Here is a 20,788-nt window from a genome sequence, read left to right as displayed (position 1 = left end):
TTGGCAAACACCCATATTCGAATACGCGCCCGGCGCGACGGCTACCCACAATGCTCACATTCCAACAAATTATCCTGACCCTGCAATCCTACTGGGACAAGCAGGGCTGCGCCCTGCTCCAGCCGTATGACATGGAAGTCGGCGCCGGCACCTTCCACACCGGTACCTTCCTGCGCGCGATCGGCCCCGAGCCATGGCGCGCCGCCTACGTGCAGCCGTCACGCCGCCCCAAGGATGGCCGCTACGGCGAGAACCCGAACCGCCTGCAGCACTACTACCAGTACCAGGTGGTGCTCAAGCCGGCGCCGGAAAACATCCTCGACCTGTATCTCGGCTCGCTCGAAGCGCTCGGCCTCGACCTCAAGCAGAACGACGTGCGCTTCGTCGAGGACGACTGGGAAAGCCCGACCCTGGGCGCCTGGGGCCTGGGCTGGGAAGTCTGGCTGAACGGGATGGAAGTCACCCAGTTCACCTACTTCCAGCAGGTCGGCGGCCTTGACTGCAAGCCGGTGCTGGGCGAGATCACCTACGGCATCGAGCGCCTCGCGATGTACCTGCAGGGCGTCGAGAACGTGTACGACCTGGTATGGACCGAGTGGGAAGAGAACGGTACTACCAAGCGCCTGAGCTACGGCGACGTCTACCACCAGAACGAAGTCGAGCAGTCGACCTACAACTTCGAGCACGCCAACACCGATCTGCTGTTCGCCCAATTCGCCAACCACGAATCGGAAGCCAAGCGCCTGATCGAGCTGCAGCTGACGCTGCCGGCCTACGAACAGATCATGCGCGCCTCGCACAGCTTCAACATGCTGGACGCGCGCGGCGCCATTTCGGTGACCGAACGCGCCGCCTACATCGGCCGCGTGCGCACGCTGTCGCGCCTGGTCGCGCAAGCCTATTACGATTCGCGCGAAAAGCTCGGATTCCCGATGGCCCCGAAGGCTGTTGAAGCCGCCGCCTGAACGACAAGAAAAGAACCATGAACCAGACATTACTAGTCGAACTGCTGACCGAAGAACTGCCGCCGAAGGCGCTCGTCAAACTGGGCGAGGCTTTCGCCAACGGCATCGTGAACGGCCTCAAGGCGCGCGATTTCCTCGACGCCGGCGCCACCGCCACCACCTACGCCACCCCGCGCCGCCTGGCGGTCTCCATCACCAACGTGCGCGCCACCTCGCCGGACAAGTCGATCCGCGAAAAAGTCCTGCCGGTCAGCGTCGCGCTCGACGCCAGCGGCAACCCGACCGCGCCGCTGGCCAAGAAGCTGGCCGCGATGGGCTTCGCCGACGTGACCGTCGCCAGCCTGGAACGCGCCGTCGACGGCAAGGCCGAGTCCTTCTTCTACACCTACACCGCGGCCGGCAGCGCGCTCGACGCCGGCCTGCAGGCTGCCCTCGATGAGACCATCGGCAAGCTGCCGATCCCGAAGGTGATGAGCTACCAGCGCCCGGATGGCGCCACCGTGCAGTTCGTGCGCCCGGTGCACAAGCTGATCGCCCTGCACGGCGACCGCGTGGTCCCGCTGCAGGCGTTCGGCCTCACCGCAGGCAACGTCACCCTCGGCCACCGCTTCCTGTCGCACGGCGGCCCGTTGACCGTTCCTCACGCCGAGCGCTATGCGGCTGCGCTGGAAACCGAAGGCCACGTGATCGCCAACCCGGCCGCGCGCAAGGACCGCATCCGCACCGCGCTGCTGGAAAAGGCCGGCGCCGACAAGGTCCTGATGCCTGAATCGCTGCTCGACGAAGTGGCCGCGCTGGTCGAATGGCCGGTCGTCTACGAATGCCGCTTCGAGGAAGAATTCCTGGCCGTGCCGCAGGAATGCCTGATCCTGACGATGCAGACCAACCAGAAATACTTCGCCCTGACCGATCTTGACGGCAAGCTGCGTTCGCGCTTCCTGATCGTCTCGAACATCGCGGCCAAGGACCCGCAGCACATCATCGGCGGCAACGAGCGCGTTGTGCGTCCGCGCCTGTCGGACGCCAAGTTCTTCTTCGAGCAGGACAAGAAAAAGACGCTGGAAGCGCGCCTGCCGCTGCTGGCCAATGTGGTCTACCACAACAAGCTGGGCACCCAGTCCGAGCGCACCATGCGCCTGACCAGCCTGGCCGGCCTGATCGCCAAGCGGCTCGGCTACGACATGCTGCTGGCCGAACGGGGCGCGCTGCTGGCCAAGGCCGACCTGCTGACCGACATGGTGGGCGAATTCCCTGAGCTGCAAGGCATCATGGGCACCTACTACGCGCGCCACGACGGCGAGCATGAGGAAGTGGCGACCGCCGCTTCCGAGCACTACCAGCCGCGCTTCGCCGGCGACGCCCTGCCGTCCACCGCCACCGGCACCGCCGTCGCGCTGGCCGACAAGCTGGAAACCCTGGTCGGCATCTGGAGCATCGGCCTGCAGCCGACCGGCGACAAGGACCCGTTCGCGCTGCGCCGCCACGCCCTCGGGGTGCTGCGCATGATGCTGGAAAAACGCCTGCCGGTCGCCATCAGCGAGCTGCTCGGCTACGCTGCCGCCCAGTTCGAGACCCGCGCCGGGTTCAAGGATCCGTCGCTTGAGGTCACCGTGTTCATCATCGACCGCCTGCGCGGCATGCTGCGCGAGCGCGGCTTCACGCCGAACGAAGTGGAAGCGGTGCTGGCCCAGGACCCGGACCGCCTGGACGACATCGTCCAGCGCCTGGAAGCGGTGCAGGCCTTCGCCGCGCTGCCGGAAAGCGCATCGCTGGCAGCGGCCAACAAGCGCATCACCAACATCCTCAAGAAGACCGACGCCGCCATCGGCGCCGTGTCGCAGGACCTGCTGCAGGAAGACGCCGAGCGCAAGCTGTACGACGCGATCGCCCGGGTGCGCCCTGAAGTCGACGCCGCCTTCGCGGCCGGCGACTTCACCGGCACGCTCAAGACCCTGGCCCAGCTGCGCGACGACGTCGACGCCTTCTTCAACGACGTGATGGTGATGGCCGAAGACCTGGCGCTGCGCAACAACCGCCTGGCGCTGCTGTCCTCGCTGCACGGGATGATGAACCGCGTGGCCGACATCTCGAAGCTGGCGGCCTGACCGGAACTGCACCATGAAGCTGATCATCCTCGACCGCGACGGCGTCATCAACCAAGACTCGCCGGAGTTCATCAAGTCGCCGGGGGAATGGATCCCGATCCCCGGCTCGCTGGAGGCGATCGCCCGCCTCAACCAGGCAGGCTACCGCGTGGTGGTCGCGTCGAACCAGTCGGGCATCGCGCGCGAACTGTTCGACATGCAGATCCTGAATGCGATCCACCAGAAGCTGCACATGAGCGCGCAGCAGGTGGGCGCAGACATCGACGCGATCTTCTTCTGCCCGCACGCCGCCATCGACAACTGCGACTGCCGCAAGCCCAAGGCCGGCATGTTCGACGAGATCTCGAAGCGCTTCAAGGTCAGCCTGAAAGGCGTGCCGACGGTGGGCGACTCGCTGCGCGACCTGCAGGCCGGCTTCATGAGCGGCTGCGTGCCCTACCTGGTCCTGACCGGCAAGGGCGAAAAGACGCTGGAAACAGGCGGCCTGCCACCCGGCACCCAGGTCTTCCCGGACCTGGCGCACATGGTCGACGCCCTGCTCAAGGGGGACACCCCGCAGCCTGCGGCCGACGCCACCTGAAACAACAAAAAATCCGGAGACTTCTTTGCGCAATTTCACCCTGTTCCTGCGTTCACTGCTGTTTACCATCGTGATGATACTGGCCACCGTCACATGGGTTTGGGTCTGCATGCTGGCCGCGCCCCTGCCCTACAACAAGCGTTTCTACATCACCTCGCGCTGGAACGTGTTCGTCATCTGGGCGGCCAAGGCCATCTGCGGCATCCGCTACCAGTTCAAGGGCTACGACAACCTGCCCGATTCGCCGGCGATCGTGCTGTCGAAACACCAGTCGGCGTGGGAGACCATCTTCCTGCTGCCCAGCCTCACCCACCCGCTGGTCTACGTCTTCAAGAAAGAGATCCTCTACATTCCCTTCTTCGGCTGGGGCATGGCGCTGCTGCGCATGATCCCGATCGACCGCAGCCGGGGGAAATACGCATTCAAACATGTTGTAGCGCAGGGAAAACGCCGCTTGGCCGATGGCCAATGGATTATCATGTTCCCTGAAGGGACACGCATCCCCGTTGGAAAAGCTGGCAAGTACAAGAGCGGAGGAACGCGCCTTGCCATCGAAACCAGCACGGTGGTCGTGCCGATCGCGCTGAACTCGGGCGAGTGCTGGCCGAAGAACTCGTTCATCAAGCGCCCCGGCCTCATTACCGTATCGATCGGAAAACCAATATCCCCGGAAGGCCACACGGCCGACAGCATGATGGAAGAGGTGCAAAATTGGACAGAGTCAGAAATGCGCGTCATTTCACCCCACGCCTACAAAGCTGGCTAAGCGAAATGGGCGCCCTGATCCGGGCATCGCAGCAAAACATGACGTCACCAAAGATCAACGGGCACCAACTCGAATTATTTGCACAGGACTTTTTCGCGGCGCTCGAACCGGCCGCCAAAAGTCCGTCACCGCCGCCGCAGCCGCTGTTCAAGGCGCCGCCTGCGCCGCCGCGCATCGCTTTCCCCACCCCGCCGCGCGCACCCGACGCGCCGCCGCTGCGCCGCATCCAGCTTGGCGCCCATTTCCTCGACTTCGAACTGCGCCGCTCCACGCGCCGCTCGATCGGTTTCATGATCGACGATAACGGCCTGCGCGTCACCGCGCCAAGGCGCATCACCCTGGCCGAAATCGACAACGCCATCCGCGCCAAGCAGCGCTGGATCATCAACAAGCTGCACGAGCGCGGCGAACGGCGCGCCACCCGCGACGAGCGTCCGCCCGTGTGCTGGCAGGACGGCGCCCAGCTGCCCTACCTGGGCGGCGACATCACGCTGCGGCTGGAGGAAGCCGCGCGCAGCCACTGCATCTACGAAGCCGAATCGCGCGAACTGCGGCTGGGCGTGGTGCCGGGGCTGGCGGAATGGCAGCTGAAGGAACGGGTGAAAATCTGGTACCAGGACGAGGCCAGGCGGCTGTTCCTGGAGCGGCTGGACGTGTATGCGCCGCGGCTCGGGGTGACGTATTCGACGATGACGCTGTCGTCTGCCGGAACGCGCTGGGGATCGTGCACGGTTGGCGGCGACATCCGCCTGAACTGGCGCCTGATCCATTTCTCGCTGCCGCTGATCGACTATGTGGTGGCGCACGAACTGGCGCACTTGCTGGAAATGAACCACAGCCCGCGTTTCTGGGCCCAGGTCGGGTCGGTATATCCCGATTACGACGGCGCCCGCGCAGCATTGCGCCAGCGTTCGCAGGAATTGCCAGTGTTGTTTGGATAAGAAATCGGCGGATGCGCGGCCTCGGCGGCAGCCGCGGTATCCGGTCGCAAACTTCGATCCGTAAGCTGCCACCGTCGGAATCAATCGACTTCCCCGTCGCCGCCCTCCGTCAATCGCCAGCAACCCACCGAACACGTTCCCCCGTTCCCGAGGCTCGCGCAGCGCGACGTCTTCTCCTTCCCCTCGACCACGCGCACGTGCAATCCCAAGCCAGCGTCCGTGAGCGTGACGATATCTGATCTCCCCGATTAGTTGCGAAATCTCATGTCTGTCATTACGACAAGAGACAAAATGCTTATTTGCATGCCGAGGTAATAGCGTCGGCGTCGCCCAAGCGGGATCGTACTTGCCTTCAACAGCCGTATGCCGCGCAAATGAGGAGACCGCATGCTTTATCCACGAGAGCCGTATGTGATTGGACAGGAAACCAGCGTCCTGCAATCCGATCGTCGATCCGACAAGAAGGTCGACGTTAAACCCGACCTGCCCTGCAATGTCATTGTGATTCATGGCGTCAATGATGTCGGCACCAGTTTTAGCGCGGTGGAGGAAGGCTTGTGCAACGGCCTCGACGTTCGGCTGCTCGGCGTTCAAGCCGGCCAGAGGGGCCGGTTCGTTCCAGGCAGCTACCGCATGCCAAACGCCAGGGACAAAGACGTGGTGGAGCCTGACCCGGATGCAGTATTCTTCAAACGCAAGATGGACGGCAAGACGCATAGCCCGGTGATTCCGTTCTACTGGGGATTCAGAGAATTAAAGAAAGAAGCCGGAACAAAAAACGGCCAGCACATCGACCGCTTCGGCAACCGGCTGGACAAGGATTTATCGAAGGGTGGAGGTCCGTTCGGCAACGCCACCAGCACGCTGCCCGACATGTGGAACCGCGGCCTGTCCGCCCCTGCCGATGTGGGAGGCGACCCAGTGCGGCCGCTCTTGAGCGCGCCTGGCCGGATGTACATGGTGCTCGCCGCAAAGCGGCTGGCTGCCCTGATTGCAATGATCCGCGATTACGACGCGAACGAGGTGGTCAACGTCGTCGCACACAGCCAGGGCTGCCTGATATCGTTGCTGGCGCAGGCGTTCCTGCTCGACCAGGGGCAGCGGCCTGCCGACACGCTGATTCTCACGCATCCACCATACAGCCTGGACGAGGATACGACCCTGATGTTTGATGCGCTGGAAACGCTCAGCGGCGGCAGCGACGCGGCCATGGACAGCCACTTCGACGCGATCAACGCGCGCCAAACCTTCGACGCGCGTCTGCGTACGCTGGTCAACATCGTGCAGGGCGTCGCGACGAAAAGACACACCACGCCGGCGCTGACGGCGCTGACCGACCACGGGAAATATCACGCCATGGTCGGCGCCAAATGGAGTGCGAGCGCCGACCGCGACAACCGGGGCAAGGTGTATCTGTACTTCTGTCCCGAAGACATGACCGTCGCGCTCGACAATATGAAGGGCATCGGCTGGCAAGGCGTGCCGGACTATATGAGCGGCACAGCCCTCTCGAAGACCAGGATGGAGAAACAGCGCAGCCTATGGGGTGATTCCGCCCCTCGATGGACTACCGAGCAGCAAGATCGCAAGCCGCTTTCCGAATTGGGCCACAGCTTCTATCAGCGCGTGTTCACCGGCAAACAACGTGTTGATCTGATTCGAAAAACTGCCAGCCCCGTGTTGGTGGGACAGCCGCCACATGACTTCGCCTTGCGCACCGAAGACGAAGATGATCATGCCCACGTTGCGGCCGCTAATCGCGGGCACCGCGCAAACCATGAGGAAGCCGCATGGCCGCCCAAGCCGAGCCGCTGGGAATTCTTGCGGACCGAGGCGGGCAAGCGCGATGGCGTCCGCATGATCAATGGCGAACCGCTGCGCGTGCCGGCGCCAGCCGACCTGCGCGGCAGCGGCCAGATCGACCCGAAAAACATACCGAAAAACTCTGCCCAGGCCAAGCTGTCAGCCGCAGACCAGGGGCCCTGCGAGGAAGTCGATCCGATCGACGCGGCAATTGCCATTACCAGCGGCAGCGGACTCAAGGCATGGCGCGAGGAATGCCCTAATCCCTCGGGCGCTCCGCGCCGCCCCGGCGCGCCGCAAACGCTGCCGCTGCCCGAACGCAAGCTGGTGGAGGCGCGCTACAACGAAGACAAGAACCTGGTCCCGCTAGGCCCGGAAGCGTGCCGCAGGATTCTTGAAGTCGTGCGCTACCCGGATGGCAGAGTGATCGCGCTGGTGCAGGAAAGTCCAAACGAGGGGCGCAAGCGCTGGCAGCATGAGGTAAGCCCGAAGTCGTTCCACGGCGCGATCATCGGCAGCGCCAAAAACCACAGCAACGTCACTGCGTACGACCTTGCGATCGGCGGCGGGCTGGCGTCTACCGATCCGCATTTCTATGCCTATCTGTGCGCGGTGGCCGACTGGCGCTTGCAAAACAACCCACGAGCGCCCATTCGAAACTCGATCCTGCTATGGGACAAATTCGCTTCCAAATTCAAGGCCTACTGGGACGTCGAAACGCCAGCGCGCAAGGAACTCATCGAAGGCAATGCTCGCTACTACAGTTCCGGCGAACTGCCGGCCTGCGTACCGCCCCTGCACACCGGCTTGCCGTCAACTGTCGTCTGCGAAACGATGCAAGGCATCCGCACACGAAAGGCCCAGCCTGACGGTCCCAATCGAGTGACCAAAGCGGCCGCTCCTGGCCGCAAGGCGGGAGCATGACGACCATGACAGGCGCGCCGCGCCCGCAACTGAGGAAATACCTGTGCGGTGGGTTGGTGGTACTGACGATCCTGATTCCTCTTTGGATCATGTTCGCGGCACAGGTAATTCAACCGGATTCCTTTATTCTGACGGAGGAGCAATTTATGAACGACAAGTGGATCTGGCCGGTGGTGAGGTGGGGCGTCCTGTTGCCGCTGGCGGTCGTGACGCTATCCCTGGGAGCACGCTGGACGATGGCGAGCAGGAGCGCGCAAGCGAGCGAGCAGAAAACGGCCAGCCGGATGCAAGGTGTCGCCGTTGCAAGCGACCAGTCCAGGCGCGAATATGTGCTTGAAGTGATCGGCTTAGGGGTGACGCTCGACAAGTACCGCCAAGGCAAGCTGTGGGAAGCGCTTCAGGCGGGGAGTCCACACACGACCATCCGTGAACAGGACAAGGAAAAATATGACTGGAGCGCGATGGACAAGGCAGGCACCGGGGGCGGGCGCAATGAACACACTCTCCAGAACGGCGCGCAATACACCCCGATGTACTATGGTGTTCCAGTTTTCAATGCGGAAGCGCCGGAACTAAAGCCAGAACGGGCCGACACGCCCGACCTACCCAATCCAGGGCTTGCCGGCGGTGCTGATTCGTCCGGCATGGCCTGGCACCTTTTCGTCGTCGGGCCACGGCGCTTCGATGAACATCCTGACCGTATTCTTGAGGACATATTCGCCTTCTTCGACGCCCATCCCGATGTGCCATATATCGTCCTGAACTCCGAGGACAGCATGGGGACGCGCGATGACAAGCGGCCGGAAGGCACGCCGGAGTTGCTCAAGGACGGCTATTACATCCCCGAAATGCCCGACGCTTCTGCGCTGTTCGTGCTGGCGCGGCGCGAGCGGGTCGACCCGGTGCGCCCGTTCGTTTGGGACGACCCGGACAACAACTTCGTGCAGAAAATATTTCGTTGGATGTACTGCGAGCTGGAGGAATCCGTCCCACACCCGGACCGCAAGCAGATCACACGGACACCCGCCCAGGTGGGCGCCGATCCCACTCGCAATAAGGGCACTGCGGTGCAGCGCATGCCACTTGTCAGCGAATGGCTGGAAGCGGCTGCGGCCTTCGCGCAGCGCCCCGACATCCGTGGTACCGGCTTCGTCGGCACATTGGCCGACCTCAACCCATTCGCGCATCGCCCACCGAAGGAATGGACACCGACTCCCTGGTTCCCGATTCCCTGGAACCGGGATCAGCTGGACACCTTCGACCGGCTGCCCACGCTCGGCTTCATCCATCGTCCCACCTTCGTCCACTTTGTCGACGAACATGGCAAGCCGCTTACCCGCCGCGACGAGCGGCAGAAGGCCCTGCAGGCGGGCTGGCAGGCGGCGCTGCAAACATTGCCTGAAGCGCAGCGCGCCGACGCGCCAGCCCGCGTTATCGCCGCCACCGGGGGCAATTCCGACCAAATGATTGCCCTACACGGCGCCTTGGACGCGCACGCCGCGAGCGGCGGGCCGGAGATCGACAGCGGCAAATCCAGCCAGTTTATCGATACAGATAAGCGCCTGGGCAATACGGGCGCGGCTACCCTGTTCATGCAAATGGCCATCGGCGTCATGGGCAGCTACCGCGACGGCGGCATCAGCGCAGCAATCAACCTGCGCGACCACAACGAGGCCTCGATCGTCCTGGTCAGCCCACCGTCGAACGAGAAGCGCAAGAAGCAACTCCATCCGCGCGGTGGCGACGTGTTCGCCCATCGAGGGACGCCAGTCATCGATCCGGATAATTACAAATGACAGCGGGACAGCGTGGCAAGTGATCGGCGTGCGAGCGTTACACTTCGTGCGCCGTCAGTTGGACGCCGAGCCGATGCGGCGCCATGAATTTGATTACATCTGCACGGCCCGTTGCGCGGCCAGCTTCAACATCTCCGCATACCTCTCCATCCCGGCCACATCCGACTTGCCCAGGCAACGGTAAGGAATCGGCAAGGTCCCGCGCTTGAGAACCATCAGGTAACCGCGCCGGTAACGCCGGATGCGCATCACGTCATCCCACGCGATCAGGGTCACGCCGCGCGCGCAGCTGCGCACGATGCCGTGGTCGTCGATGGTAAATTCATAATCCAGCCTGCCCCGCCCGGCCGCGGCAAAGTTCAGCGCGGCCGCGCCAGTGCTCTTCAGCAGCATCAGGTAAGTGCGCAGGAAGCCCAGCTTGCGGCGGCGGATCAGGTAGCCGCCGTGCTCCCACATGAAGCCCGCATACTCGGCCAGGGAATACCGCACCTTGAACAGCATCCCCGCTCGCGCAGAATCGTTATGCAAGGTGGGTGCGGCGCCGTCATTGGCCGCGCCGGGAGGCGCCGGCATGCTGACCGCATGGCGGCCCGGTCCGGCAAAGGCGGCCGGTGCAACGCCGGCCTGTTTCGAATGCTTGTACCCTGACATGGACTTCCCCAGCTTTTATTATGGGAGTCATGGTAACAAACACTTAGTGGATTAAGGGCCGCAGCAGTTCAAGCGTGCGCAGGGTAGCGCCCCCGTGCGCCCTTGCGAAGCCCGCGGCGCGTTGTCCCATCGTGGCGCGCGCGCCACGGTCTTGCAACAAGCGCACGCCCTGTTCGACCATGCCGTCCGCATCCTGGACCCGCGCCGCGCCGCCGGCGGCAATCGCTTCCTCGGTCGCCTGTTCAAAATTGAAGGTGTGCGGGCCGACGATGACCGGCCGCGCCAGCGCGCAGGCCTCGATCAGGTTCTGGCCGCCCAGCGGCAGCAGGCTGCCGCCGATGTAGGCAACATCGCAAGCCTCGTAGTAGGCGAACATCTCGCCCATCGAGTCGCCCAGCACCACGTCGGCATCGACCAGCGCGTCCTCGCCAAGCTGCGAGCGGCGCACCAGCGACAGGCCTTTGGACGCCACCAGCGCCGCCACCTCGTCGAAGCGCTGCGGATGGCGCGGCACGATCGCCAGCAGCATGCCTTCCGGCCTGGATGCCATGCCTTGGTATGCGTCGAGTATCAATGCCTCCTCGCCTTCGCGCGTGCTGGCGCACAGCAGCACCGGGCGTCCGTTGAAGCGCGCGCGCAGCCAGGCGCCGGTATCGAGCGCCGCCTGCGGCACCGCGACATCGAACTTGATGCTGCCGGTTACCTCGACCCGAGGCGCGCCGAGCAGGCGCACGCGCTGCGCGTCGGCGCCGGTCTGCGCCGCCACCAGCGCGATGCCGCGCGCCGCGCCCGTCATCAGGCGGCCAAAACGCTGGCCGCGCCGCAGCGAGCGCTCCGACAGGCGCGCATTGACCAGCGCCACCGGCACCTCCTGCTTGGCGCAGGCGGCGACCAGGTTGGGCCAGACTTCGGTCTCCATCAGGATGCAGATGCGCGGCGCGTAGAAGCGCAGGAAGCGCCGCACCAGGAACTCGAGGTCGTAAGGCAGGTAGCTTTGCACCAGCCGCGCGCCGTGCTTCGCGTACAGCGCCTGGCCGGTCGCGCGGCCGGTCGGGGTCATGTGGGTCAGCACGATGCGGCTGTCGGGGTAGGCCTGCATCAGCGCGGTGACCAGCGGTTCGGCGGCGCGCGTCTCGCCCACCGACACCGCATGCACCCAGATCGCGTGCCAGCCGCTGTCGCGGCGGCCGTAGAAGCCAAGGCGCTCGCCCCAGTGGCGGCGGTAGCCAGGTTCGCGCATGCCGAGCCACCACAGGCGCCCCAGCACGAACGGCAGCGCCGCCAGCCACAGCGCCGAATACACGGCACGGTTCAAGGCTGGCCCTTCAGGCGTTCGACCGCCTCCAGCACGTCGGCGACGGACGGCGGCGCGCCCTTGTCGCCCAGGTTGACGATGCGCGGCGACCAGTTGCCTTCGGTCTTCCACTTCGGCGAATCGCAATACAGCTCGATGGTCGGGCGCACGAAGGCGGCGGCGATATGGGTCAGGCCGGTGTCGACGCCGATCGCCAGGCCGGCATTGCGCGCCAGCTCCACCGCTTCGTCCATCGACAGCTTGGGCAGCACCAGCGCGTTCGGCACGCCGGCGGCGATGGCTTCCGCTTCGCGCTTTTCGCCGGGCGAACCCCAGGCCAGCAGGACCGGCATCGGCGCCAGCGCGCGGCCGGCGGCGATCCAGTTTTCAGGCGCCCACTTCTTGGCGTCGCGCGCGGTTCCGTGGAAGAACACGGCGTATTCCTCGGCCGGCATCCAGTACGGACGCGTGCCCGGGCGCGGGCCCGGCAGCCCAAAGTCGGGCGCGGTGTCGACCGGGTAGCCGAGCGCGGCGCCCGCGACCATCCGGCCGCGCGCCACCGCATGGGTGCGCGGGTCGAGCGGAATGCTTTTGCTATGGAAGACGCGCGAGATGCCTTCGTAGCCCGAGCCTTCGCTGCCGTTGGCCAGGCCGATCTTGTGATTGCCGCGCGCGGCTCCCATGATGATGCCGGTCTTGAGCAGTCCCTGGGTATCGAACACGTAATCGTAGCGTTCCTTGCGCAGCCTGGCGAAGAAGCTGCGGATCTCGTCGCGCGTTTCCTTCTTGCCCAGGCTCTTGCGCCAGCGGCGCAGCGCGAACGGGATGATGTTGCGGACGTGCGGGTTCAGGCGCACCAGGCTGACATAGCCCTCCTCCACCACCCAGTCGATGTTCGCATCCGGATGGCGGCGCAGGATGTCGGCCACCATCGGCAGGTTGTGCAGCACGTCGCCCAGCGAGGAGACGCGCACCAGCAGGATGTTCAACGCCGGCCCTTAGAACGGCAGCTTGGCGTCGGGCTTGGCCGCCACGATCACGCGGCGGAAGTCGCCCTGGATGCGCGCCAGCGCTTCCGGCGTCTCGGCTTCGAAGCGCATCACGACCACCGGGGTGGTGTTCGACGAGCGCGCCAGGCCGAAGCCGTCCGGGTACTCGACGCGCAGGCCGTCGATGGTGTTGATGCTGTCCGAGCCTTCGAAGGTGGCGCCGCTGCGCAGCTTCTCGATCAGCTCGACGTTCTCGCCTTCCTTCAGGTGCAGATGCAGTTCCGGCGTGCTGTCGGACTGCGGCAAGGCGTTCATCAGCGCCGACGGATCTTGCACGCGGGTCAGCAGCTCGAGCAGGCGCGCGCCGGCGTACAGGCCGTCGTCGAAGCCGTACCAGCGGTCCTTGAAGAAGATATGGCCGCTCATCTCACCGCCCAGCGGTGCGCCGGTTTCGCGCAGCTTGGCCTTGACCAGCGAGTGGCCGGTCTTCCACATCAGCGGCTTGCCGCCGTGCTTCGCGATCCACGGCGCCAGGTGGCGGGTGCATTTCACGTCGTACAGGATCTCGGCGCCGGCGTTGCGCGACAGGACGTCGGCCGCGAACAGCATCATCTGGCGGTCGGGATAGATGATCTGGCCGTCCTTGGTCACCACGCCCAGGCGGTCGCCGTCGCCGTCGAAGGCCAGGCCGATCTCGGCGTCGGTCTCCTGCAGGCAGCGGATCAGGTCCTGCAGGTTTTCGGGATGGGCAGGGTCAGGGTGGTGGTTCGGGAAGGTGCCGTCCACTTCGCAGAACAGTTCGATCACGTCGCAGCCCATGCCGCGGTAAAGCTCGCCCGCGAAGGCGCCGGCCACGCCGTTGCCGCAATCGACCGCGATCTTCATCGGGCGCGAAATCTTCACGTCGCCCACGATGCGCTCGATGTATTCGGCGCGGATGTCATGGGTGCTGTAGCTGCCCGCGGTGGCCGCGGCGGCGAAATCGCCGGCGGCGATGGCGTGGTACAGCGCCTGGATGGTCTCTCCGTGGATCGCTTCGCCGGCCAGCACCATCTTGAAACCATTGTAATCCGGCGGGTTGTGGCTGCCGGTGACCATGATGCCCGACGCCGCTCCCAGCACATTGGTGCCGAAGTAGACCATCGGGGTCGCCACCATGCCCAGGTCGATCACGTCGACGCCGGCTTCCTGCAGGCCGGCGGCCAGCGCCGCGGACAGGCCGGGACCGGACAGGCGGCCGTCGCGGCCGATCACCACCTTGCGCTCGCCCTTGGCCAGCGCCGCCTTGCCGAAGGCGTGGCCGATCTGGCGCGCCACGCCCTCGTCGAGGGTGCTGCCGATGACGCCGCGGATGTCATAGGCTTTGAAAATCGTCTTGGAAAGGGAAACCATGTTGTTTTTTTACCTTGAATGAGCGTGGCGCGATCGGCCCGGCCGCCCCGGCCTGGAAACCGGCGACGCTGGAGGAAAACCGTCGTAAGCCTGGGGGAGTTGGATTGAATGGAACACATCATATTGTAGCGGCAAGCGGGGCGCTTGGGAATTGCGCCCGCAGCTCTCGCCGCTACATTCGGGCCGGGATCAGACGCGCAGCTTGTCCAGCGACTTGCCGCCTTCGACCCACTCCTTGACCCATTTCGGCTGGCGGCCGCGGCCGGTCCATTGTTGCGCCGAATTGTCAGGGTGGCGATAGCGCACCGCCACGCTGCCCGTTTTACCGCCGCGTGCTCCGGTGGCAATCAGGTCTTTCAGGGGAACGCCCACGCTTTGGGCGATTGCCATGATTTGTTCACGCGCTTTCGCGACTTCCTGGTGTTCGCGCTTCTTCATTTCCTGCTTGATTTGCTCCTGCAGGTTACGCAAATCACCAACGGACATATTTGACAGATCCATCATGGTTCCTTAGTTGTGGGTTTGAACGAATAAATGAAATATCACCAATTGTCGCAATATACTACATTTCCGATCAAATGCTAGTCCTTCCTGTACATAATCAACCAGCGCGGTGACTTGAATCGAACAATACGCGCATACAACCAGATGTAGCTGATAACGAACAATAAACAGAAACAAATCAAAATGCCGGTACTCTTCCAGAACACCGTGGCCGGGATAACCGCCATCAGGGAGAACGTCCACAGGTAGGGCGATGTTAGCGAATTGCGGCGCATCAGCGCGCGCGCTTCTTTTCGACCTACCGCCCATTGCACAATGCGCCGGAAAATCAGGCTATGCAAGTGGATACCGTCCGGCATTGCCGGGGATTTGCCGCGCACAAACATGCGGCGATAGGCCGAGAATATCGTTTCGAAAGCGGGATAAATCAGCAGCAGCGCCGCGTACCAGGTCGACACCTCGGGATTGCGCATCACCAGCAGCAGCGCCAGTTCGCCCAGCATGAAGCCAATGAAATAGGCGCCGCCGTCGCCCAGGAAGATAAGCCCGACCGGGTAATTCCATATCAGGAACCCGGCTGTGGCGCCCGCCACCATCAGTGCGGCCACCAGCACAAACACATCGCCGACCTGGAATGCGACATAAGCCAGCGAAATTAACATGCATATGGTAACGACGCTGGCCAGGCCATTGAACCCGTCGATGATATTGACCGCATTCGCAATACCGGCGACCGCCAGCACGGTGACCGGCAGCGCCAGCCAGACATAATCGAACACGAATACGCCGAATGGCGTATCCAGGCGCGCCAGCTTGGCGTCGAGCAGGAAATAACCGAGCAGTGCGGCCGCCATGGTCAATATCAGGCGGCGCAGCGCGCTGACATTCCCCGTATAGTCCTCGACGATACCGCCGATGAAAGCAAGCGAGGAACACAGCATTAGCGCCAATACCCATTGCGCCATCTGCGGCACGCGCCACACCGAAATGCAGGCGCTGGTCAGCACCGCCAGAAAGATGGGAAGCCCGCCAATGCGCGCCACCTCGTGCGAATGCACCTTCTGGACGCCAAGGAAGTCGGAATCGAGGGCGGGACCGTGCAGCTTTGCCTGCTTGATTACAAGAAGGGTCAGCAGGGCGGAGGCGACGAAACTCACGAGGAAAGAAAACATTATTATCTTATTATTCTAATGACGACATTTCCGACAGGCTCGTGTGCCCCGCCGTGCGCAACTGGAGTTCGAATGACGCGGGCATTTGCCTGCCCGCTATTGCCGTGATTGTACCGGATTGGGGACAATAACCCCAGCCGCAATAACTCTGTATAGACCAACTGGTAATCACTATTGTTTCTGGGTAACTGTTCAGCCTGAATGGCCAAAGCAATCCGCGTCATCCGCATCGGTGAACGCGATGTCGCCTTGTTCGGCCTCAGCTATGCATTCCCACAGGCCGTCTTGATGCAGCGCGATCGAATCGGCATTTCGCAAGTAGAACTCATCGGGATCCAGGCCATCGATCAGGACCGGACGACGTACCCGCCTTTGTTTTCCGTTGATGAAGATAGTCATGAACTGTGCCTTCTCCCTCTTCTGGGCGACGGTCAGTTTGCGCTTCGGGCCATGGTATTGAATGCGATTGTTAACTGTTCGGCCGCTACGCAGCTGGCATGATCGGATCGCCAGTAAATGCGCGGCGTAGCACTTCCAGCATGCTGTGCCCCTGTTGCGTAGCGTGTCGAGGCAGGAGCGAATGATGCAGAAATTGTCGGCGCCGGCAATGGTGCGGAAGCATCCCGATATTTTTGTTTGACCTTGGGCATGCGGACGGCCCGCTCGGCAATATTGTTGGAGAACGGGACGGTCGGATCGGCGATGAAGCGCAAGATAGCATCGGCGTGCAGCCGGAAGCGGCGCAGCAAGTTATAGGCGTCGGATTGCTTGCAGCGACCGGATGATCCGTCTGGTTTGAGTTGGGGAGGGTTCAATTGCTCCCCTTGGCGCACGATGTCGTTGTAGACGATGGTGAAGGCGGCGATGGCATCGGCATCAAATGGCCGGCCCTGCTGTCGCGCCGCCGCGCTCAGTCGTTGGGCGTTGAGCAGCAGTTCCGTCATGGCGGTCGGCCATTGCTGGCCAGTCACTTCCTGCGCATACACCAGTTCTCGAAGGAGATGGGCATTGCACAAGGCATGCAGGCCATCGTCGAGTTTCCAGTAAGGGGCCCAGCAATCATGCACCAGAACGCCGATGCGTTTGGGGAGAATGCCATGCGCGACGATGGCATCCAGGCCGCGCTTTGCGTGCATGCCATACCAGGTCAGTTCCGCCGTGGCCGCCACATGCATCCAGTGCAGTTTGCCATCCACGCGCAAGCCCGATTCGTCGGCGCACAGCACTGGCGCGTGGTGCAATTGCCGCGCTATCAGGTCGGCTGTACCCTGCAGGGCCAGGCTCGCTTCGCCAACCCAGGCAAGCAGGGTTGCTGGCGACACAGACAAGCCCGTCATCTCGCCAATCAACTCGGCGGCGCGGCATATGGCAGCATCTGGCCCTGGGTCAGATGCACGCCCAGTGCGCGCACGTTCGGGCCGTATTGCGCAAGGTCGCCGACCGCAGCCGGGAATACGCTGTCGTGCCGCTGACCGCAGGCGCAGACCACCGTGTAGACACGGTGTTCCACCACTCGAAGCTCATCGCAGGCACATCGAATACCTGGCGGCGCTCCAGCACCTGCGCCTGTTCGAGCGCCAGCGCACTGTGGCAGCGGTTGCAATGCGACGGCGGCGGATAATCCTTCGTACTGGTGGGCTCGGCCACCCGCTTGAGTGTACTGCCTTTATGGCCCGGTTGGCCGCCAACCGCCTTGCCAGACTTGCCGCGCAACGAGCTAGTCTTCTGCTTCTTGGCCAGTCCATCCGAGGATGGTGGCTTGCTCGAATTCTGGCTGTTCATTCCCAGCTTTGCCTCAAGCGCATCCATGCGTGCAAAGAGCACGTCGATGAGACGATCCTTGTCGGTATCGGACAGCTGCGTGAGGTCGGACGAGGCGGTTTCGGTGGCATGCCGACATGATGCGGCAATAGCCAATAGTTTACAACTGCTCATTGCCGTGTTCATTCAGGCTGAATAGTTACGTTTCTGGCAACCAACGATTGTGCCCGGATCATCGGGCCATGCCGAGGTTATTTACATTTGGAATATTGAACCGGCAGCAGCAGCTAGGTCATGCACAGCGCCAGCGCTTCACGCCAGTGCGGCAGGCGGCAGATCGCCCCAAGCTTTCCGGTATCCAGCCGCGAATTGCGGGGGCGGCGTGCGGGTGCGCCATACTCGGCGGCGGTGATCGGCGTGACCCGGCACTCCAGTCCGGCGATATCGACATCGCTTGCGTGAATTCGCACCAGCTGGCCTCGCCCTGGCTGCTGAGGTGATAGATGCCGCCGTGCGCGTCCCACCCGGCGCTCCCGCCGGCATGCACGTGCGCCAGCAGCAAGGCGGTGGTGTCCGCCACCGTCCGGCTCCAGGTCGGTGCGCCGTGCTGGTCGCACACCACGCGCAGCACGTCGCGTTCCTGCCCGAACTCGAGCATCGTACGCAGGAAGTTCTTACCGCGCATGCCGTACATCCAGCTGGTGCGCAGGATCAAGTGAGGGATGCCGGCCGCGGCGACCGCCTGTTCAGCCTCGAGCTTGGTGACGCCATAGACATTGACCGGATTGGCCACGTCGCTTTCCAGTAGGCGCCCTGCTTGTTGCCATCAAACACGTAATCGGTGGAATACTGGACCATGGCGGCGCCCAGCTTGCGCGCCTCGTCCGCCATGACGGCGGGCGCCTCCGCGTTGATGCGGCGCGCCACGGCCGGCTCGGTTTCCGCCTGGTCTACCGCCGTGTATGCCGCCGCATTGACGACCAGGCCGGGGCGGACGGCGCGGATCACCGCGCGCACCTGCGCCAGGTCGGCCAGGTCCATCTGCGCACGTCCGGGCGCGACGACCTCGCCCAGCCCCTGCAGGCTGCGCTGCAGCTCGTAGCCAAGCTGTCCGCTACCGCCGGTCAGCAATATCTTCATGCGAATACTTCGGCGTCGGCAAGCAGCACGCCATGGCTGTCCTTGCCGGAAAGCATAGGCTCGCCAGACAGCGGCCAGTCGATGGCGAGTTCGGGATCGTTCCACAGGATCGAGCGTTCATGCTCGGGCGACCAGTAATCGGTGGTCTTGTACAGGCATTCGGCGCTGTCGCTGGTGACCACGAAGCCGTGCGCGAAACCCGGCGGCACCCACAGCTGGCGGCAATTCTCGGCCGACAGCTCGACGCCGATCCAGCGGCCGAAAAATGGCGAGGAGCGACGGATATCCACCACCACGTCGAAAATCGCGCCGTGGATAACCCTGATCAGTTTTCCCTGCGGCTGGCGGATCTGGTAATGCAAGCCGCGCAGGACATTCCTGGCGGAGCGCGAGTGATTATCCTGCACAAAATTTGCGTTCTGGCCGGTCTGTTCGAAAAACTCGCGCGCATTGTAGCTTTCGTAGAAAAAGCCGCGGCTGTCGCCAAATACCTTCGGCTCAAAGACCAGGACTTCCGGCATCGCGGTTGGCGTAGCTTTCATTTAGAACACCCTATCGTTGAGGACGCGCAGCAGGTATTGGCCGTAGCCGTTATTCTTCAGGGGTTCGGCCAGCTTGGCCAGCGCGGCGGCGTCGATATAACCCTTGCGGTAAGCCATTTCTTCAGGCACGGCCACCTTCAGGCCCTGGCGTTTTTCGATCGTCGCGATGAATTGCGACGCTTCCAGCAGCGATTCGTGGTACCGGTATCGAGCCAGGGCCTGAAGGTGGCCGTGCCTGAAGAAATGGCTTACCGCAAGGGTTATATCGACGCCGCCGCGCTGGCCAAGCTGGCCGAACCCCTGAAGAATAACGGCTACGGCCAATACCTGCTGCGCGTCCTCAACGATAGGGTGTTCTAAATGAAAGCTACGCCAACCGCGATGCCGGAAGTCCTGTCTTTGAGCCGAAGGTATTTGGCGACAGCCGCGGCTTTTTCTACGAAAGCTACAATGCGCGCGAGTTTTTCGAACAGACCGGCCAGAACGCAAATTTTGTGCAGGATAATCACTCGCGCTCCGCCAGGAATGTCCTGCGCGGCTTGCATTACCAGATCCGCCAGCCGCAGGGAAAACTGATCAGGGTTATCCACGGCGCGATTTTCGACGTGGTGGTGGATATCCGTCGCTCCTCGCCATTTTTCGGCCGCTGGATCGGCGTCGAGCTGTCGGCCGAGAATTGCCGCCAGCTGTGGGTGCCGCCGGGTTTCGCGCACGGCTTCGTGGTCACCAGCGACAGCGCCGAATGCCTGTACAAGACCACCGATTACTGGTCGCCCGAGCATGAACGCTCGATCCTGTGGAACGATCCCGAACTCGCCATCGACTGGCCGCTGTCTGGCGAGCCTATGCTTTCCGGCAAGGACAGCCATGGCGTGCTGCTTGCCGACGCCGAAGTATTCGCATGAAGATATTGCTGACCGGCGGTAGCGGACAGCTTGGCTACGAGCTGCAGCGCAGCCTGCAGGGGCTGGGCGAGGTCGTCGCGCCCGGACGTGCGCAGATGGACCTGGCCGACCTGGCGCAGGTGCGCGCGGTGATCCGCGCCGTCCGCCCCGGCCTGGTCGTCAATGCGGCGGCATACACGGCGGTAGACCAGGCGGAAACCGAGCCGGCCGTGGCGCGCCGCATCAACGCGGAGGCGCCCGCCGTCATGGCGGACGAGGCGCGCAAGCTGGGCGCCGCCATGGTCCAGTATTCCACCGATTACGTGTTTGATGGCAACAAGCAGGGCGCCTACCTGGAAAGCGACGTGGCCAATCCGGTCAATGTCTATGGCGTCACCAAGCTCGAGGCTGAACAGGCGGTCGCCGCGGCCGGCATCCCTCACTTGATCCTGCGCACCAGCTGGATGTACGGCATGCGCGGTAAGAACTTCCTGCGTACGATGCTCGAGTTCGGGCAGGAACGCGACGTGCTGCGCGTGGTGTGCGACCAGCACGGCGCACCGACCTGGAGCCGGACGG

18 protein-coding genes and 4 pseudogenes are annotated in these 20,788 nt (G+C 63.5%); 10 read left to right on the top strand and 12 right to left on the bottom strand.

Features of this window, described 5'->3' with window-relative positions; translation table 11 throughout:
- Positions 1-50 precede the first annotated feature (50 nt).
- The 7 genes from glyQ (at position 51) to D3872_RS20780 (ending at position 9,880) form a co-directional block, all read left to right on the top strand.
- Positions 51-965, top strand: a complete 915-nt coding sequence (gene glyQ / locus D3872_RS20810) for a glycine--tRNA ligase subunit alpha (protein ID WP_119812605.1) — start codon at positions 51-53, stop codon at positions 963-965.
- Positions 966-982: 17 nt separating this feature from the next.
- A complete protein-coding gene (glyS, locus tag D3872_RS20805; protein WP_119812604.1) occupies positions 983-3,070 on the top strand; it encodes a glycine--tRNA ligase subunit beta in 2,088 nt (695 codons plus the stop codon).
- A gap of 13 nt (positions 3,071-3,083) precedes the next feature.
- Entirely contained in the window at positions 3,084-3,650 is a 567-nt protein-coding gene (gene gmhB, locus D3872_RS20800; RefSeq protein WP_119812603.1) for a D-glycero-beta-D-manno-heptose 1,7-bisphosphate 7-phosphatase, read from the top strand.
- 25 nt (positions 3,651-3,675) lie between these two features.
- A complete protein-coding gene (locus D3872_RS20795) occupies positions 3,676-4,416 on the top strand; it encodes a lysophospholipid acyltransferase family protein (protein WP_119812602.1) in 741 nt (246 codons plus the stop codon).
- A 38-nt stretch (positions 4,417-4,454) separates the two neighbouring features.
- A complete protein-coding gene (locus tag D3872_RS20790; RefSeq protein WP_119812625.1) occupies positions 4,455-5,357 on the top strand; it encodes a M48 family metallopeptidase in 903 nt (300 codons plus the stop codon).
- Between the two features lie 387 nt (positions 5,358-5,744).
- A complete protein-coding gene (locus D3872_RS20785) occupies positions 5,745-8,084 on the top strand; it encodes a T6SS effector phospholipase Tle3 domain-containing protein (RefSeq protein ID WP_119812601.1) in 2,340 nt (779 codons plus the stop codon).
- Positions 8,081-9,880 carry a type VI lipase adapter Tla3 domain-containing protein gene (locus tag D3872_RS20780; protein WP_119812600.1) on the top strand — a complete coding sequence of 600 codons (1,800 nt, stop codon included), beginning with the start codon at positions 8,081-8,083 and terminating at the stop codon, positions 9,878-9,880. The genes D3872_RS20785 and D3872_RS20780 overlap by 4 nt, the downstream gene beginning before the upstream one ends.
- A gap of 93 nt (positions 9,881-9,973) precedes the next feature.
- Here the strand turns inward: D3872_RS20780 and D3872_RS20775 are convergent, their stop codons facing one another.
- The 12 genes and pseudogenes from D3872_RS20775 to D3872_RS20725 all read right to left on the bottom strand — a co-directional run.
- Complete coding sequence (locus D3872_RS20775; protein ID WP_147373950.1) at positions 9,974-10,531, bottom strand: YcxB family protein; 558 nt, start codon at positions 10,529-10,531, stop codon at positions 9,974-9,976.
- Between the two features lie 43 nt (positions 10,532-10,574).
- The gene (gene waaA, locus D3872_RS20770) at positions 10,575-11,846 is read right to left on the bottom strand and encodes a lipid IV(A) 3-deoxy-D-manno-octulosonic acid transferase (protein ID WP_229459449.1); all 1,272 of its coding nucleotides are present in this window, start codon (positions 11,844-11,846) and stop codon (positions 10,575-10,577) included.
- Complete coding sequence (gene waaC, locus D3872_RS20765) at positions 11,843-12,814, bottom strand: lipopolysaccharide heptosyltransferase I (RefSeq protein WP_119812598.1); 972 nt, start codon at positions 12,812-12,814, stop codon at positions 11,843-11,845. The genes waaA and waaC overlap by 4 nt, the downstream gene beginning before the upstream one ends.
- A gap of 9 nt (positions 12,815-12,823) precedes the next feature.
- Complete coding sequence (locus D3872_RS20760) at positions 12,824-14,206, bottom strand: phosphomannomutase/phosphoglucomutase (RefSeq protein WP_119812597.1); 1,383 nt, start codon at positions 14,204-14,206, stop codon at positions 12,824-12,826.
- Positions 14,207-14,395: 189 nt separating this feature from the next.
- Positions 14,396-14,707: an H-NS histone family protein gene (locus D3872_RS20755; protein ID WP_119812623.1), complete on the bottom strand. Its 312-nt coding sequence runs from the start codon at positions 14,705-14,707 to the stop codon at positions 14,396-14,398.
- 80 nt (positions 14,708-14,787) lie between these two features.
- Positions 14,788-15,882 carry a glycosyltransferase family 4 protein gene (locus D3872_RS20750; protein ID WP_119812596.1) on the bottom strand — a complete coding sequence of 365 codons (1,095 nt, stop codon included), beginning with the start codon at positions 15,880-15,882 and terminating at the stop codon, positions 14,788-14,790.
- Between the two features lie 192 nt (positions 15,883-16,074).
- Positions 16,075-16,281, bottom strand: coding sequence for a hypothetical protein (locus D3872_RS26735; protein ID WP_119812595.1), 207 nt, complete (start codon positions 16,279-16,281; stop codon positions 16,075-16,077).
- Between the two features lie 32 nt (positions 16,282-16,313).
- Positions 16,314-17,219 (bottom strand): IS66 family transposase, encoded by a 906-nt coding sequence (locus tag D3872_RS26730; protein ID WP_229459448.1) that lies wholly within the window; start codon positions 17,217-17,219, stop codon positions 16,314-16,316.
- 49 nt (positions 17,220-17,268) lie between these two features.
- Positions 17,269-17,817, bottom strand: coding sequence for a DUF6444 domain-containing protein (locus D3872_RS26725; protein WP_229459447.1), 549 nt, complete (start codon positions 17,815-17,817; stop codon positions 17,269-17,271).
- Between the two features lie 113 nt (positions 17,818-17,930).
- Positions 17,931-18,783 (bottom strand): annotated as a pseudogene (rfbD, locus tag D3872_RS20735) (dTDP-4-dehydrorhamnose reductase).
- Positions 18,780-19,325, bottom strand: coding sequence for a dTDP-4-dehydrorhamnose 3,5-epimerase (gene rfbC, locus D3872_RS20730; RefSeq protein WP_119812594.1), 546 nt, complete (start codon positions 19,323-19,325; stop codon positions 18,780-18,782). The pseudogene rfbD (D3872_RS20735) and the gene rfbC (D3872_RS20730) overlap by 4 nt, the downstream one beginning before the upstream one ends.
- Positions 19,326-19,540, bottom strand: a pseudogene (locus D3872_RS20725) (glucose-1-phosphate thymidylyltransferase RfbA); the annotation flags it as partial.
- Here D3872_RS20725 and D3872_RS20720 point away from each other — a divergent pair.
- The 3 genes and pseudogenes from D3872_RS20720 to rfbD (D3872_RS20710) all read left to right on the top strand — a co-directional run.
- Positions 19,536-19,685 (top strand): annotated as a pseudogene (locus D3872_RS20720) (glucose-1-phosphate thymidylyltransferase RfbA); the annotation flags it as partial. The pseudogenes D3872_RS20725 and D3872_RS20720 sit on opposite strands and share 5 nt — an antisense overlap.
- A pseudogene (rfbC, locus tag D3872_RS20715) lies at positions 19,686-20,230 on the top strand (dTDP-4-dehydrorhamnose 3,5-epimerase).
- Positions 20,227-20,788: dTDP-4-dehydrorhamnose reductase (gene rfbD, locus D3872_RS20710; protein ID WP_119812593.1), on the top strand; the 562-nt coding region annotated here is incomplete at its 3' end. The pseudogene rfbC (D3872_RS20715) and the gene rfbD (D3872_RS20710), both read left to right, overlap by 4 nt.

Origin of the sequence: Massilia cavernae, from assembly GCF_003590855.1 — a bacterium.
Taxonomy (GTDB): Bacteria; Pseudomonadota; Gammaproteobacteria; order Burkholderiales; family Burkholderiaceae_D; genus Telluria_A; species Telluria_A cavernae.
The sequence above is the reverse complement of the archived record's forward strand: the minus strand, read 5'-3'. Positions and strand labels throughout refer to the sequence as shown.